A 14,397-nucleotide genomic window follows, 5' to 3' on the forward strand; every position below is an offset into this window, starting at 1 on the left:
GGGTTTATGAAATATTATAATTTAAAAACATTAAGTAATTAAGAAAAGTTAAGGTTTCATTAAGCTTAACTTTTCTTAATGCAAAAACTTAACTTCTTAATGGTAAAAATTCTTAAGGGTAATAATACAATATTTAAAATAATAAAGTCATGAGCGATATAACTAGAGGAGGACAATTCCTCGTAAAAGAAACAAAATATGAAGACATCTTTACTCCGGAAGATTTCTCGGAAGAGCAAATTATGATGCGAGATTCAGTTAAGGAATTTGTTGACAAAGAAATATGGCCAAACAAAAATAGATTTGAGGCAAAAGATTATGCTTTCACAGAAGAAGTTATGAAGAAAGCTGGTGAAATGGGATTTCTAAGCGTAGCCGTTCCTGAAGCTTATGGTGGAATGGGAATGGGTTTCGTAGATACGTGCTTAGTTTGTGATTATATTTCAGGAGCCACAGGTTCGTTTTCCACAGCTTTTGGAGCACATACCGGAATTGGAACGATGCCAATTACGCTTTATGGAACCGAAGAACAAAAACAAAAATATGTTCCTAAATTAGCTTCTGGCGAATGGTTTGGAGCTTACTGTTTAACAGAACCAGGTGCCGGTAGTGATGCTAATTCAGGAAAAACAAAAGCTGTACTTTCTGCTGACGGAAAATATTATAACATTACCGGAGGAAAAATGTGGATTTCTAATGCTGGTTTCTGCTCTTTATTTATTGTGTTTGCTCGAATTGAAGACGATAAAAACATTACTGGTTTTATCATTGAAAATGATCCAAGTAACGGAATCACAATGAATGAAGAGGAACACAAATTAGGTATTCGTGCTTCTTCTACGCGACAGGTGTTTTTTAATGAAACAAAAGTTCCTGTTGAAAATATGTTGGCTGGTCGTGGCGAAGGCTTTAAAATTGCTATGAATGCGCTGAATGTAGGCCGAATTAAATTGGCTGCTGCTTGTTTGGATGCACAACGACGTGTAACTTCCAATGCTGTTAATTATGCTAACGAAAGAATTCAATTTAATGTACCTATTTCTAGTTTTGGTGCAATCCGTTATAAATTAGCCGAAATGGCAACTTCAGCTTATGCCGGGGAAAGCGCTACCTATCGTGCAGCAAAAGATATTGAAAACCGAATAAAATTGCGAGAAGCCGATGGGGCGTCACGTCAGGAAGCCGAACTTAAAGGCGTAGAAGAATTTGCTATCGAATGTTCTATTTTAAAAGTGGCTGTTTCTGAAGATGTTCAAAATTGTGCCGATGAAGGAATTCAAATTTATGGCGGAATGGGATTCTCGGAAGATACACCAATGGAAAGTGCTTGGCGTGATGCACGTATCGCCCGTATTTACGAAGGAACTAATGAAATCAACCGAATGTTATCAGTAGGAATGCTTATCAAAAAAGCTATGAAAGGTCACGTTGATTTGCTTGGACCAGCTTCAAAAGTGCAGGAAGAATTGATGGGTATTCCATCTTTTGATACACCTGATTACTCTGAATTATTTTCTGAAGAAAAAGAGTTAATCAGCAAATTGAAAAAAGCATTCCTAATGGTTGCCGGTGGTGCGGTTCAAAAATACGGTCCAAATTTAGAAGACCACCAACAATTATTAACAGCTGCTGCAGACATATTAATAGAGATATATATGGCCGAAAGCACTGTTTTACGTACAGAAAAATTAGCCAAAAAAGAAGGTGAAGAAAATGTAAAAGAGCAAATAGCTATGGCCAAATTGTATTTATACAAAGCTGTTGATGTGGTTACTCAAAAAGGAAAAGAAAGTATTATTTCATTTGCTGAAGGCGATGAGCAACGAATGATGCTTATGGGATTACGCCGTTTTACAAAATACTCCAATATGCCTAATATTGTTGGATTGAGAGAAACAATCACAACAAAATTAGTAGCCGAAAATAGTTATTGTTTTTAGTTTAAGTTAAGTTAATTGTTGAAAAATCTCTTGTTTGCACAAGAGATTTTTTTTGTTTTAAATTTCTAAATTTCAGTAATGTTTAAGTTTTTAATTACCCAAATCGTAATCTGTAATTAGCTATATTTGCTTAACTAAATCGATATAGTATTATGGAAGAATGCATCTCCGTATTTGATATGCTTAAAATTGGTGTTGGCCCCTCAAGTTCGCATACACTCGGACCTTGGCGTGCAGCTGAACGCTTTTTATCTGAATTACAAACAGAAAACTTGTTCTATAAAATAATCCGAGTTAAAGTTGATTTGTATGGGTCACTTTCCTTAACAGGAAAAGGGCATGCTACAGATTTAGCGATTATGCTTGGACTTAGCGGACAAGATCCTGAATATATTCCTGTTCAAGACATAGACGGAATTATAAAAAATATCGAAAACAAAAACGAAATTAATTTAGCTAACAATATTGTCATTTCATTTTATTTTCTTCAAGACATAGTTTTTAATAAAAATTTTCTTCCTTTTCATGCAAATGGTTTGACATTTACCGCTTATTTAAATGACGATACGGAATATACTTCTACCTTCTACTCTATTGGTGGCGGATTTGTAGTAAAAGAAGAGCGAACGAATGCCAAAAAGAAAATGGAAATTAAATGTGCTTTCCCGTTTTTAATTCAAAATGCAGATGAGTTATTACAACTCACAATTTCTCAAAAAAAATCGATTTCTGAAATCGTTTATGAGAATGAAAAATCGATGCGGAGTGAAGAAAATATTCATCACGAATTAATACGCATTTGGCAGACCATGCTTGAATGTATGTACATTGGTTGTCATTCTGAAGGAATTTTACCTGGAGGTTTAAATGTACGTAGACGCGCTTTTGATATGCATCAGGGATTAATTGGTTTGGCCAATTACAAAAATCCGCAAGAATGGTTAGAATCCATACGAAAAACCGAAGTTAAATTTCGTCAAATTCTTAAATGGGTTTCTTGTTTTGCTTTAGCTGTGAACGAAGTAAATGCGGCTTTAGGAAGAGTTGTAACCGCACCAACCAACGGAAGTGCCGGTGTAATTCCGGCTGTTTTGATGTATTATTTAGTGATAGAAAATCATCAAGCTGGAGAAAAAGAAATCAAACAATTCCTTATGGTTGCTGGAGAAATTGGAAGCATCTTTAAAAAGGGTTCAACAATATCTGCAGCTATGGGAGGATGCCAAGCAGAAATTGGTGTTTCCTCTGCTATGGCAGCCGGAGCTTTATGTGAAGTTATGGGTGGAACTCCTGACCAAGTTTTAATGGCTGCCGAAATCGCTATGGAACATCACCTCGGAATGACTTGCGACCCTATTGGTGGTTTGGTTCAAATTCCTTGTATTGAACGCAATACTATGGGGGCAATCAAGGCAATAAATGCGGCAGAACTCGCTATGGAAACCGATGCTAAAAATGCTAAAGTTCCGCTAGATAAAGTAATTGAAACCATGTGGAAAACCGCGAAAGACATGAACTCAAAATACAAAGAAACTTCAGAGGGCGGTCTCGCTGTAGCAGTAAATGTGGCAGATTGTTAGAATTCAAAAGCTAAACTCGTGGTAATAAAAAAGTTATTATTGATAGGTAATTCATCTTTTAGGAATACTTTTTCTTGACTTTGCAAATACCGTGCTTCGGTTCTAAATTTTACTTTTTCATTAAAATTGTAATCCATATTTATAGAACTACCAAATGTTTTAAAATCGCCATTTGAGGCTATAATAATATTATTTTTATCCTGATAATATTCTGCTCTGAAAGTAGTTTGCCATTTATTATTCCAAGTATATTGAGTCATAATCACTGGACTATACCAAACATGATAATCTGTTTTAATAGGGTCAATATCTTGTATTCCTATATCAAAACCTGAAATAATGCGCCAATGACTGTTGCATTGATAATCCCAATAAAAGTTATTAAAAAAACGCATGCCCAAATAGTCATTATATACTTCTTTACCCAAATAAGAACTCCAATTGAATAATGACTTCTCTTTGGTCTTATAGCTAATTTGAGTTCCGAGTGCTAGTGGAATTTTGGTATTGGTTCGCTTAATTCTTTGCCAACCATTGGTTACTAAAAAAGCCAAGCTCCATTTTTCATTGGGTTTATAACCATATTTTACACCTGTCATGTAGTAAGGAGAGTTTTCTGCAAGTAAAGAACGAGTTAAAGTAAGATTACTTGAAGAAATAGCGGTTTCAAATCCAATATAACTAGGCAAAATTCCCACTTCAATAGTTTGCTTTTTTGCGCTATCTAGATAAAGACCTACAAAAGCTTCATTAAGCAATTTATTATTTTCGCTAGCATAATTGTCATCAACATAGGTTCCAGAATGTAATGCAATAATAGCATAAACATTTTCATATTCCGCTTTGACTCTAAGCAATCCAATATTGACATTAAACTCATTATGTCTATTATAATTGTACATAAACGGAAGTTTCATTTCCGAATTTGGAGTATTAAAATCATAAGCATAATAGGTTTCAATATAACCTGAAATTTTATAATCTACAGTTCTTTCCTGTGAAAAAATGAATTGTGAGATAAGCAAAAAAAATAAAAAATATTTCATTTATTTTAGATTAATGGATAAGAAAATATTAATATTTCATCCAACGAATTAACTCTTTCCATGTTGGTTTTTTTCCATACATCAAAATACCAACACGGTATATCTTAGCAGCAAACCAAACAACTCCAAAGAAAGTACTGAATAGAATTACCATTGATAAGATAATCTGCCACATCGGAACACCAAACGGAATTCGCATCATCATTACTATTGGGGACGTTAGCGGAATCATTGAAAAAACAGTTGCCACTGTCCCATTTGGATCATTCATTACCGTAAAGAAACCAACATAAACTCCTAATATCAATGGCATTATGATAGGCAATAAGAATTGTTGGGAATCGGTTTCATTGTCAACAGCAGCTCCAATTGAGGCATAAAATGAACTGTACAGAAAGTAACCTCCAATGAAATAAATAATGAAAGAAATTAAGATGGTTGCTATTGGCAAATGCCACAATTCTTTAATATACATGCCAATATTACTACCTGCAGCTTGTTGTGCATTCTCCATTGCTTGCGCCTGCGCTTCTGCAGATGCTCCAATATGAACTCCAAACATACTGGATAAAATAAACATTGCAGAAAGCCCCAATATTGCCCAAATCAGAAATTGCAAAATTCCAGCTAATGATGTTCCAATAATTTTACCCATCATTAATTGAAATGGCTTAACAGATGAAATAATTACTTCTATAATTCTGGAAGTTTTTTCTTCAATGACGCTTCGCATAACCATATTTCCATATAATATGATAAACATCATAATCAAATAACCAAAAGCACCACCAATTATTATTTTAATTTCGTTTAATCCTTTAAGTGCTTCTTCGCCTGATGCTTTTTCTAAATTAATAGCAACAGTAGCTTTTGCTTTATTGATTTTTAAAGTATCCAAACCCGCTTTTTGAAAGTTTTCAGCTGTAATTTTTTTAGAAATAACGTCTTCTAAATTGTCAATAAAAGTTACACTTGGGCTGTCATTAGAAACAAATTGAATGGATTTTTGCAGCTTGTTATTGTCTTCTACTTTCGGAATAATTAAAAGTCCTTCGTAGCTTTCACTGATGATACTGTCCTTTAAAACTTTTAAATCAACTCGAGATAAATCAACATAGTTATATTCTTCATCACTTTTAAACTCTTTTACAAATTGACCAGTTTTATCATGAATAGCAATGGTTTTTAATTCCGCTTTCATCGTGCTTAAATAGCCAACAAAAACACCGATACCAACAAACAATAACGGACTCAAAAATGTCATTACAATGAACGATTTATTGCGCACTTTCGCAATAAATTCTCTTTTTATAATAAGTACTAATTTACTCATATTTCAGACTTCTTAGATTTTAAGATTATTAGACTTCTTAGAATTTAAATTGCTTTATTTATTGTTATCCAACAATCTATTGTGTTACCGTTTGGATAAAAATATCATTCATACTTGGGATTTTTTCGACAAAATGAGTTACTTGACCTCTTTGAACCAAAATGTTTAGTAAATCATTTGGCGAAACATTTCCAAGGTTAATTTCTAATTTTAATTCGTCATTCAACGATTTAAAATCTGTTTGTGACAAAGTAAATTTTTGTGACAAATCATACATTAAACCTTCGATATTATCGCTTAAAATTCCAACTTCATAGCTATTTGTTCTAAATTGCTTTTTAACATCAGTAAGTTTCCCTTCAATTAGTTTGTTTGATTTGTGAATTAAGGCAATATAATCACACATTTCTTCCACGCTTTCCATTCGATGTGTAGAAAAGATAACTGAAGTTCCCTGTCTGTTCAGCTCGATAATTTCATCTTTAATCAAATTAGCATTTACGGGGTCAAAACCAGAAAAAGGTTCGTCAAGAATAAGTAACTTTGGTTTGTGCAAAACGGTAACAACAAATTGTATTTTTTGTGCCATTCCCTTGGAAAGCTCCTGAATTTTTTTGTCCCACCAACCTTGAATTTCCAGACGATCAAACCAATAATCCAATTGCTTTTTTGCCTCTTGTTTTGACAACCCTTTTAGTTGTGCCAAATACAAACACTGCTCGCCTACTTTCATGGTTTTATACAAACCTCTTTCTTCGGGCATATAACCAATTAATGCAACATGTTCCGGCTTTAGTATTTCACCATCCAAAATTATTTCACCACTATCGGGCAAAGTAATTTGATTGATAATTCTAATTAGGGAAGTTTTTCCGGCACCATTTGGACCGAGAAGTCCGTATATACTACCTTTTGGAACTGTTAAAGTAACTTCGTTAAGCGCGGTATAATCTCCATATTGCTTAACTACTTTGTTTACTTCAAGAATATTGTTCATAGTTTTAAATATGTATCAAAAAATTAAAAAAACAAAATTTGGAAATTGAATTTTGAACTTTGAATATTTTTGTGGATTTGCCTTTTCGAATTTGCTTCTTAAATTTTGGTAAAAGTAAGCAATAAGTAATAAAATGAAATGATTTGTTACAAAAAACCCACCCTGATTTTTACATAAGGATGGGAAAAATTGCTATGAAAAAGAAATTACTTGTTTCCAAGTAATAACCAAATGTAAAAATATTTTTTTAACTATGAAAACATGTCCTTTACTTTTTCAAAAAAAGATTTATCTCCTTTTTCCGGATTTGGTGTAAAGTTTTCATCAGTTAACGATTTTTCAAAAAACTGACGTTGTTCTTTGTTTAGATTTTTTGGAGTCCAAACATTGATATGTACCAACAAATCACCATTGCCATAGCTATTCAGACTTGGAATTCCTTTTCCTTTCAGTCTTAAAATTTTTCCGGACTGAATGCCGTCTTCAAGTTTAATCCTTACTTTACCATTTACAGCTTCGATTTCTTTAGAAACACCAAGTGCTGCTTCAGCAAAGCTAATATATAAATCGTAGTGAAGATTTTCACCTTCACGTTTTAAAAATTCATGTTCTAACTCCTCAATGGCAACTATTAAATCTCCGGGAACTCCATTTCCAGGAGCATCATTTCCTTTGCTTGAAACTTTTAATTGCATCCCGTCAACTACACCTGCGGGAATTTTGATAGAAACCGTTTCGTCTTCCATTATCATTCCTTGAGCATCAGCATTATTGGGTTTACTTTCAATAGTTTGACCTGAACCTCCACAAACATTACAAGTTGTAGCCGATTGCATTCTACCCAAAATGGTATTGGTAACTCTTAATACCTGACCTTGCCCGTTGCAGGTTGAACAAGTTTTATATTTAACGTCCGGGGCTTGTATCTTACGTTTTACTTTTACCTTTTTCTCAACACCATTGGCAATTTCTTCTAATGTCAATTTAACTTTGATACGAAGATTGCTTCCTTTTACTCTTCGATTTCCACCAGAACCTCCACCAAATCCGCCAAAACCCCCGCCTCCAAAAGCACCGCCGAAAATATCACCAAATTGGCTGAAAATATCATCCATGTTCATGTGATGTCCGCCACCATATCCACCAGCTCCATCAAAAGCGGCATGACCATATTGATCGTATTTTGCTTTTTTATCAGCGTCGCTCAATACTTCATATGCTTCAGCAGCTGTTTTAAAATTTTCTTCGGCTTGTTTGTTTCCAGGATTTTTATCAGGATGAAATTCAATCGCTTTCTTTCGGTAGGCTTTCTTTATTTCTTCTGGGGAAGCGTTTTTTGAGACGCCTAATATTTCGTAAAAATCTTTTTTGCTCATAATATTTTATATAAAATTCAAACGCGATAAATCGCTTTTCTATTCAGTTGTAATATAAATTAATTTCCAATTACAACCTTTGGAAAACGAATTATTTTATCACCTAGTTTGTACCCTTTTTCAATTACATCTACAATTTTTCCTTTCAAATCGTCTTTTGGTGCCGGAATTTGAGTAATAGCTTCTGCAAAATCGGCATCAAAGGCATCTCCTACTCTTACTTCAACTTGCTCTAAACCTTTTGAGACAAGTGTAGTTTTTAATTTTTCATGAATTAATTCTACTCCTTTCAATAAAACATCATCGTCTGATTTAGAAATTTCAAGCATTGCTCTGTCAAAATCATCTAATACAGGCAACATGGCTTGTAATACATCTTGATTGGCAGTTTTAAACAAATCAATTCTTTCTTTTGCAGTTCTTCTTTTGAAGTTTTCAAATTCAGCAAAAAGACGAAGAAATTTGTCTTTCTCATTGGCTAAATCTTCCTGAAGCTTTTCCTCAATAGATAATTCGGTTGCTGATTCAATTTCATTTACACTATTTTCTGTTGTATTTTCATCAATAATTGTTTCTTTTTCTGGATTTTCAGTATTCATCGAGTTTTTATTTTTAAAAATATTTTTCATATTCAATTTTTTTCGCTTCACTCTAAACTGTTCGGCAACGCCAAGAGTGATGATCTTCGGTTTGCAAAAGTACTGCCATTTCTTTTAAAATGTCAAATTGTCATTTAATTTTGTTTGATAAAAAAATTTAACAGAAATAATTATCAAATTTTAATAAAAATTTAATAAAATTTTAAGAATGTTACGATTTCGTTTAAATTAAATTTGTGAATATTTATTAAACAAGTAATAACTATAGGTTAGTTTATCGCTTTAAAAAATTATTAATTCAAGAATCTTTATAGAAAAAAAAGTGCTGTATTAACAGCACTTTTTTAATGAATATAAATCCTCAATAGCTTCTTTTATATTGATAAATTGAAATTGAAAACCTTCATCAATAATCTTTTGTGAACTTAAATTTTTACTGGAAAAAAGTAAATAGCTCATTTCACCAAGTAGCAATTTCATTACAAACTCTGGAATATTGGGTAGGAAAAGCGGTTTTTTCAGTGCCTTAGCAATGACGGTTGTTAAGTCCAGGTTGTTTGTCGGATTTGGACTTACCGCATTATAAACACCTTTCAATTGGTTTTCAATCGCAAAACTAAACATAGCAACCAAGTCGTAAATATGTATCCAGGATTGTAGTTGTTTACCATTTCCCATAACAGAACCAAAACCCATTTTAATAGGTTTTACCATTTCAGGTAAAGCACCTCCTAAATTAGAAAGTACAATTCCGGTTCTTAGTTTACAAACTTTTAACCCTAAAACCTGAAATCGATCAGCACTTTGTTCCCATTTTTTTACAACATTAGAAAGAAAACTATCTTCTGTTTCTGTGGAATTTTCATCATAAACTTTATCAAAACTTTCCGGATAAATAGCTGTTCCGGAAGCAGAAACAAATTGTTTTACTTGGTTTGGATTTTTTTTAACCAAATTATAAAGTAGTTCACTCGCTAAAGTTCTACTTTCTATTATTTCTTGTTTGTAAGCATTTGTCCAACGCTTTGCTATGTTAGCACCGGCTAGATGAACAATTACGTCAACTCCGAAAATGCAATTTTCATCAATTTTACTTTGCTGTGGATTCCAATAAAATCCATGATAATTAGGTTTGCTTTCAATCTTTGAAACTGAAGTAGTAAGATAATTTATTGTATGGCCTTTTGCAAGTAATGCTTTTACCAATTCAGTACCTATCAAACCAGTTGCCCCTGTAATTAAAATCTTCATTTTGAAATTATTTTATTTCCTTCGGCTTTCACATTTGCTATTGTCGCTGTACTGCATAAAATTGGTTTGCCAATTTGCTATAGCTTAGTTTCGTCTTCGCCTCGGGTTTGTCAAAATTACATTCAATATCTAATAAGTAATACACAATTGTAATAGGTTTAACTTTTGTCTATGCTTTCAATTTGATACTCCATTCAAAGTTCATTTCAGAAACCTGTTCTCTTTTTTCATTTACTCCAACAGATTTCATCCAAATAGTTTGTCCTTCACCGGTAGCAATTGTTTGTTTGATGGCTTCTTCTATCAAATGACCATCATTGCAAGTGAATGTAATTAGTCCGGTAGCCTTTTTTGAAAAGTTACTATTGTTATTGGCAACTAACATCGATATTTTTTTTTCACTTTTTTTGATTTGCATCATTACCAATGCACCGGTTGTCAATTCTGCAGCCATGGCTTGTACGGCAAAATACATTGATTTAAAAGGATTTTGATTAAACCATCTGTGCTTTACTGTTACTACACATTGTTCTTTTGAAATAGACTTAACTCTTACACCACTCCAAAAAGCAGAAGGCAATTTAAAAAATAAAAAAAAGTTTAATTTTAATGGTATAAACTCCATAAAAGCTATATTTTATTGTAAAAGTACAACAATATATATAGATTACAACTTGTTCTAAAATGCTAATTTTATGTTAATTTTTAGTACTTTGTATTGCATAATACCTTTTTTTAAAAGTATCTTTGTATAAGAATTTAATCTTTTATAAAAAGTATTCAAAGTTATAATCATTAAAAAAAAAGAATTTAGTAATCAAAAAATAAATAAATCATGTATTATGAATATTGAAAACACAAAAGCTCAGATGCGTAAAGGTGTTTTAGAGTTTTGTATTTTATGTATCTTAAGAGACAAAGAAGCATACACATCTGAAATATTAGACACTTTAAAAAACGCTAAACTGCTTGTTGTAGAAGGAACCGTTTATCCGCTATTGACAAGACTAAAAAATGACGGTTTGCTCAATTACCGTTGGGAAGAATCAACTTCTGGACCACCAAGAAAATATTACGGTTTGACAGAAATAGGAAAAACATTTTTAACAGAATTAAATGGCACATGGACAGAATTGTCTGATGCAGTAAACGTCATCACAACTAACAAATAAAAGAAATCATGAACAAAACAGTAAATAGTAATATAGGCGGTTTAATTTTTCACATAGATGAAGATGCATACCAAAAATTAACTCGATATTTTGAGGCAATAAAACGTTCCCTTTCTAATTCTTCCGGTCAGGATGAAATAATGAATGACATTGAAATGCGAGTAGCTGAATTGTTAACTGAAAAACAAAAAAGTGACAAACATGTAATCAACAATAAAGATGTTGATGAAGTAATTGTAATCATGGGACAGCCAGAAGATTACCGAATTGACGATGACTTAAACGATAAAGCAACTACAGAACCATTTTATCCCTATACTAGATCTAGAAAATTATATCGCGATAAAGACAGAGGAACAATTGCTGGGGTTTGTACAGGTTTAGGCCACTATTTCGGAATTGACGCCGTTTGGTTAAAAATCTTATTCCTGATATTATTTTTCGGATTCGGAACCGGGTTTATTGCTTATATTATTCTTTGGATAGCGATGCCAAAAGCAGTAACTACCTCTGAAAAACTTGAAATGACTGGTGAGCCGGTAACCATTTCCAATATCGAAAAAAAAGTAAGAGAAGAATTCGAAAGCGTTTCTAACAAATTTAAAAATGCCGATTATAACAAAATGGGAAACGAAGCAAAAGCAGGAGCTACAAAAGTAGCTGACGGAATTGGTGAAATTTTAATGAATGTTTTCAAAGTTTTCGCCAAAATATTAGGCACCATAATTTTAGTTTTCTCTTCATTTGCCTTATTGGGAATATGCTTTGCTTCTATCTTTATGATCTTTTCATCATCAATGCCGGACAACTACATTCTAAATCACATTAGCACACCAATTGGTTTAGAAACACCTATCTGGGCTCAAGGAGTATTATTGCTTTTAGCTTTTGGAATACCAATGTTTTTCTTCTTAATGCTTGGATTAAAATTATTGGTAACCAACTTAAAATCGATTGGAAATATTGTTAAATTCAGCTTATTAGGTATTTGGATAATTGCTGTTGGAATCTTAATTTCACTAGGAATAAACGAAGCAACTCAAATAGCGTTTGATGGAAAAACAGTTAAAAAAGAAACTATTAATATAGCCCCAACAGATACGTTAATAATAAAATTTAAAAACAACGATTTTTATTCGAAAAATAGTTATGACCATACTGATTTCAGATTAACACAAGATGAGAAAAACAATGAAATAATCTATTCTAATAATGTAACTATCGAAATTATGAAAACGGAAGAAGCCTTACCCTATATTCAAATTGAAAGACTAGCCGTTGGGAAATCAGCAAATGAAGCCAGAAACCGCGCAGAAAAAATCAAATACGGTTATAAAATTGAAGGAAATCAATTAATCTTAGATAATTATTTATTGACGGCTGTTAACCAAAAATTCAGAGGTCAAAAAGTAGAATTGTTCTTGTATTTACCAAAAGGAACCCTATTCAAAGCTGATGAGACAGTTCAAAAATATGAGATAACCGAAAATAACTTTTTCAATTTGCACTTTAGTTCAAGTGACTATATTTATAAAGTTGAAGATTCTCAGGTAAAATGTTTGAATTGTCCGGCAGATGAAAATGAATATAACGATGTTGAAAACGGCACAACGGAAGTTATCACCAATGAAAATGATAGCACTGATGTGGTTACTGTAAAAGTAAATGGTAAAACAGTTATCGAAACCAAATCTGAAAAACCAAAAAAGTCAAAACTTACTATAGACGAACACGGAATAATAATCAAAACTAACTAATCATGTTGAAGTTCGTAGTATTTTGTGCCAAAATAATTGCCGCAACTATAGCAGCTACACTTTTTGCTTCATGTCATGTAAGAGATGTTCATTTCGGCGATGGAATCGATGGTAACGGAATCGTGACAACAGAAAAACGTAATGTTGAAGGTAACTTTTCAAAAGTAGACGTCTCTCGCGGGTTAAACTTAACATTGGAAAAAGCTGACACCAATTTTGTAGAAGTAGAAGCCGATCAAAACTTTCAGGAACATATTTCTACCAAAGTTGAAAACGGAACGCTATACATTACATCTGATAAAAATATTGATGAAGCTACAGCAAAAAACATTCGTGTTAAACTGCCATCTTTAAAAGCACTTGAAGCTAAAAGTGGTGCTTCGGTCAGTACGAAAAACACATTTGACGGAACTTATTTAAGTGTAAAAACCAGTAGCGGCAGTGAAGCAGATATTAACATTGAATATGATGTGGTAAAATGTGAAAGCACTAGCGGAAGTACTCTGAAAGTAAACGGAAAAGCACTAAAACTTACTACTAATTCTTCAAGTGGAAGCTCAATTAATGCTCAAGGTTTATTGGTTAATGATGTCGTTGCAGAATCATCAAACGGAAGCTCAACCAATGTGCATCCATTAGTGAGTTTAAAAGCAAAAGCATCTAGTGGAAGTTCTATCGATTATAACAGTTCTCCGAAAACTGTAATTAAAGAAGAAAGTTCTGGCGGAAGTGTTTCCAAATAATAAGTTAATAAAACATCTCAATTTTCATTGAGATGTTTTTTTTTCTATTTTTGACACTGAGTCTAGTTCAGAAAACAAGATGAACTTATAAAGTAAAAACATTGATTGTAAATTCATGAAAAAAATAATTATACTAAGTTTCCTTTTTATCACTTCATTAAGCTTTGCCCAAAAGAAAGAAAAAGTAAAAGGTTCCAAAATTGTTAAATTGGAGCAAAAACAAGTAGAAGACTTTGAGTCGCTTGAATTAGAAGACAACCTTGAATTATTTTTGATTAAGGGAAATGAATGTAGACTCGAAATAGAAGCCGATGATAATTTAATAGAATTTGTCGACTATAAATTAACCGGCAAAAATCTCCGAATTTCAACTTCTAGAGATATATCAAGTTATAAAAAACTTAGTGTACGTATTACCTACAACGACAATTTCAACATGCTCATTGCCAAAGATGAAACCAATGTGACTACTTTGTCCGATTTGATTTTAGACAACATCACTTTTAAGAGTTATGATTATTCTAAATTGTTTCTGAATGCCAAAACCAAAAACTTCACGTTGATGGCCAACGATAAATCGAAAGTAGAACTCAATTTAAAATC

At 32.6% G+C, this 14,397-nt stretch carries 13 protein-coding genes; 6 read left to right on the plus strand and 7 right to left on the minus strand.

Annotated elements, in window-relative coordinates; genetic code table 11:
- Positions 1-149: 149 nt before the first annotated feature.
- Both ACOYLP_RS06415 and ACOYLP_RS06420 read left to right on the plus strand, forming a co-directional pair.
- Positions 150-1,940, plus strand: a complete 1,791-nt coding sequence (locus ACOYLP_RS06415) for an acyl-CoA dehydrogenase family protein (RefSeq protein ID WP_422855354.1) — start codon at positions 150-152, stop codon at positions 1,938-1,940.
- 152 nt (positions 1,941-2,092) lie between these two features.
- Positions 2,093-3,520: an L-serine ammonia-lyase gene (locus ACOYLP_RS06420; protein WP_422855355.1), complete on the plus strand. Its 1,428-nt coding sequence runs from the start codon at positions 2,093-2,095 to the stop codon at positions 3,518-3,520.
- On the opposite strand, the gene ACOYLP_RS06425 is transcribed toward ACOYLP_RS06420, so the two are convergent.
- From ACOYLP_RS06425 to ACOYLP_RS06455, 7 genes are all read right to left on the minus strand, one after another.
- Positions 3,517-4,566, minus strand: coding sequence for an outer membrane beta-barrel protein (locus ACOYLP_RS06425; RefSeq protein ID WP_422855356.1), 1,050 nt, complete (start codon positions 4,564-4,566; stop codon positions 3,517-3,519). The two genes, ACOYLP_RS06420 and ACOYLP_RS06425, sit on opposite strands and share 4 nt — an antisense overlap.
- 28 nt (positions 4,567-4,594) lie before the next feature.
- Entirely contained in the window at positions 4,595-5,899 is a 1,305-nt protein-coding gene (locus tag ACOYLP_RS06430) for an ABC transporter permease (RefSeq protein ID WP_422855357.1), read from the minus strand.
- Positions 5,900-5,975: 76 nt separating this feature from the next.
- Positions 5,976-6,896, minus strand: coding sequence for an ABC transporter ATP-binding protein (locus tag ACOYLP_RS06435; RefSeq protein ID WP_422855358.1), 921 nt, complete (start codon positions 6,894-6,896; stop codon positions 5,976-5,978).
- A 251-nt stretch (positions 6,897-7,147) separates the two neighbouring features.
- Positions 7,148-8,272 (minus strand): molecular chaperone DnaJ, encoded by a 1,125-nt coding sequence (gene dnaJ, locus ACOYLP_RS06440; protein ID WP_422855359.1) that lies wholly within the window; start codon positions 8,270-8,272, stop codon positions 7,148-7,150.
- A gap of 59 nt (positions 8,273-8,331) precedes the next feature.
- The gene (locus ACOYLP_RS06445) at positions 8,332-8,901 is read right to left on the minus strand and encodes a nucleotide exchange factor GrpE (protein WP_422855360.1); all 570 of its coding nucleotides are present in this window, start codon (positions 8,899-8,901) and stop codon (positions 8,332-8,334) included.
- 300 nt (positions 8,902-9,201) lie between these two features.
- Positions 9,202-10,122 carry a TIGR01777 family oxidoreductase gene (locus tag ACOYLP_RS06450; RefSeq protein ID WP_422855361.1) on the minus strand — a complete coding sequence of 307 codons (921 nt, stop codon included), beginning with the start codon at positions 10,120-10,122 and terminating at the stop codon, positions 9,202-9,204.
- A 169-nt stretch (positions 10,123-10,291) separates the two neighbouring features.
- The gene (locus tag ACOYLP_RS06455; RefSeq protein ID WP_422855362.1) at positions 10,292-10,747 is read right to left on the minus strand and encodes a DUF4442 domain-containing protein; all 456 of its coding nucleotides are present in this window, start codon (positions 10,745-10,747) and stop codon (positions 10,292-10,294) included.
- 217 nt (positions 10,748-10,964) lie between these two features.
- Here ACOYLP_RS06455 and ACOYLP_RS06460 point away from each other — a divergent pair, with 217 nt between their 5' ends.
- The 4 genes from ACOYLP_RS06460 to ACOYLP_RS06475 all read left to right on the plus strand — a co-directional run.
- The gene (locus ACOYLP_RS06460; protein ID WP_422855363.1) at positions 10,965-11,294 is read left to right on the plus strand and encodes a PadR family transcriptional regulator; all 330 of its coding nucleotides are present in this window, start codon (positions 10,965-10,967) and stop codon (positions 11,292-11,294) included.
- Positions 11,295-11,302: 8 nt separating this feature from the next.
- Positions 11,303-13,051: a PspC domain-containing protein gene (locus ACOYLP_RS06465; RefSeq protein ID WP_422855364.1), complete on the plus strand. Its 1,749-nt coding sequence runs from the start codon at positions 11,303-11,305 to the stop codon at positions 13,049-13,051.
- 2 nt (positions 13,052-13,053) lie between these two features.
- Positions 13,054-13,794: a head GIN domain-containing protein gene (locus ACOYLP_RS06470; protein ID WP_422855365.1), complete on the plus strand. Its 741-nt coding sequence runs from the start codon at positions 13,054-13,056 to the stop codon at positions 13,792-13,794.
- Positions 13,795-13,909: 115 nt separating this feature from the next.
- A partial coding sequence (locus tag ACOYLP_RS06475; RefSeq protein WP_422855366.1) for a GIN domain-containing protein occupies positions 13,910-14,397 on the plus strand: 488 nt, incomplete at its 3' end.

This window comes from Flavobacterium sp., assembly GCF_049318325.1.
Taxonomy (GTDB): Bacteria; Bacteroidota; Bacteroidia; order Flavobacteriales; family Flavobacteriaceae; genus Flavobacterium.

Excerpts from the sequence above, each read along its gene's own strand:
- ACOYLP_RS06415 (WP_422855354.1), top strand. The coding sequence starts at position 150 with ATGAGCGATATAACTAGAGGAGGACAATTCCTCGTAAAAGAAACAAAA.
- ACOYLP_RS06420 (WP_422855355.1), top strand. The coding sequence starts at position 2,093 with ATGGAAGAATGCATCTCCGTATTTGATATGCTTAAAATTGGTGTTGGC.
- ACOYLP_RS06425 (WP_422855356.1), bottom strand. The coding sequence starts at position 4,566 with ATGAAATATTTTTTATTTTTTTTGCTTATCTCACAATTCATTTTTTCA.
- ACOYLP_RS06430 (WP_422855357.1), bottom strand. The coding sequence starts at position 5,899 with ATGAGTAAATTAGTACTTATTATAAAAAGAGAATTTATTGCGAAAGTG.
- ACOYLP_RS06435 (WP_422855358.1), bottom strand. The coding sequence starts at position 6,896 with ATGAACAATATTCTTGAAGTAAACAAAGTAGTTAAGCAATATGGAGAT.
- dnaJ (WP_422855359.1), bottom strand. The coding sequence starts at position 8,272 with ATGAGCAAAAAAGATTTTTACGAAATATTAGGCGTCTCAAAAAACGCT.
- ACOYLP_RS06445 (WP_422855360.1), bottom strand. The coding sequence starts at position 8,901 with ATGAAAAATATTTTTAAAAATAAAAACTCGATGAATACTGAAAATCCA.
- ACOYLP_RS06450 (WP_422855361.1), bottom strand. The coding sequence starts at position 10,122 with ATGAAGATTTTAATTACAGGGGCAACTGGTTTGATAGGTACTGAATTG.
- ACOYLP_RS06455 (WP_422855362.1), bottom strand. The coding sequence starts at position 10,747 with ATGGAGTTTATACCATTAAAATTAAACTTTTTTTTATTTTTTAAATTG.
- ACOYLP_RS06460 (WP_422855363.1), top strand. The coding sequence starts at position 10,965 with ATGAATATTGAAAACACAAAAGCTCAGATGCGTAAAGGTGTTTTAGAG.
- ACOYLP_RS06465 (WP_422855364.1), top strand. The coding sequence starts at position 11,303 with ATGAACAAAACAGTAAATAGTAATATAGGCGGTTTAATTTTTCACATA.
- ACOYLP_RS06470 (WP_422855365.1), top strand. The coding sequence starts at position 13,054 with ATGTTGAAGTTCGTAGTATTTTGTGCCAAAATAATTGCCGCAACTATA.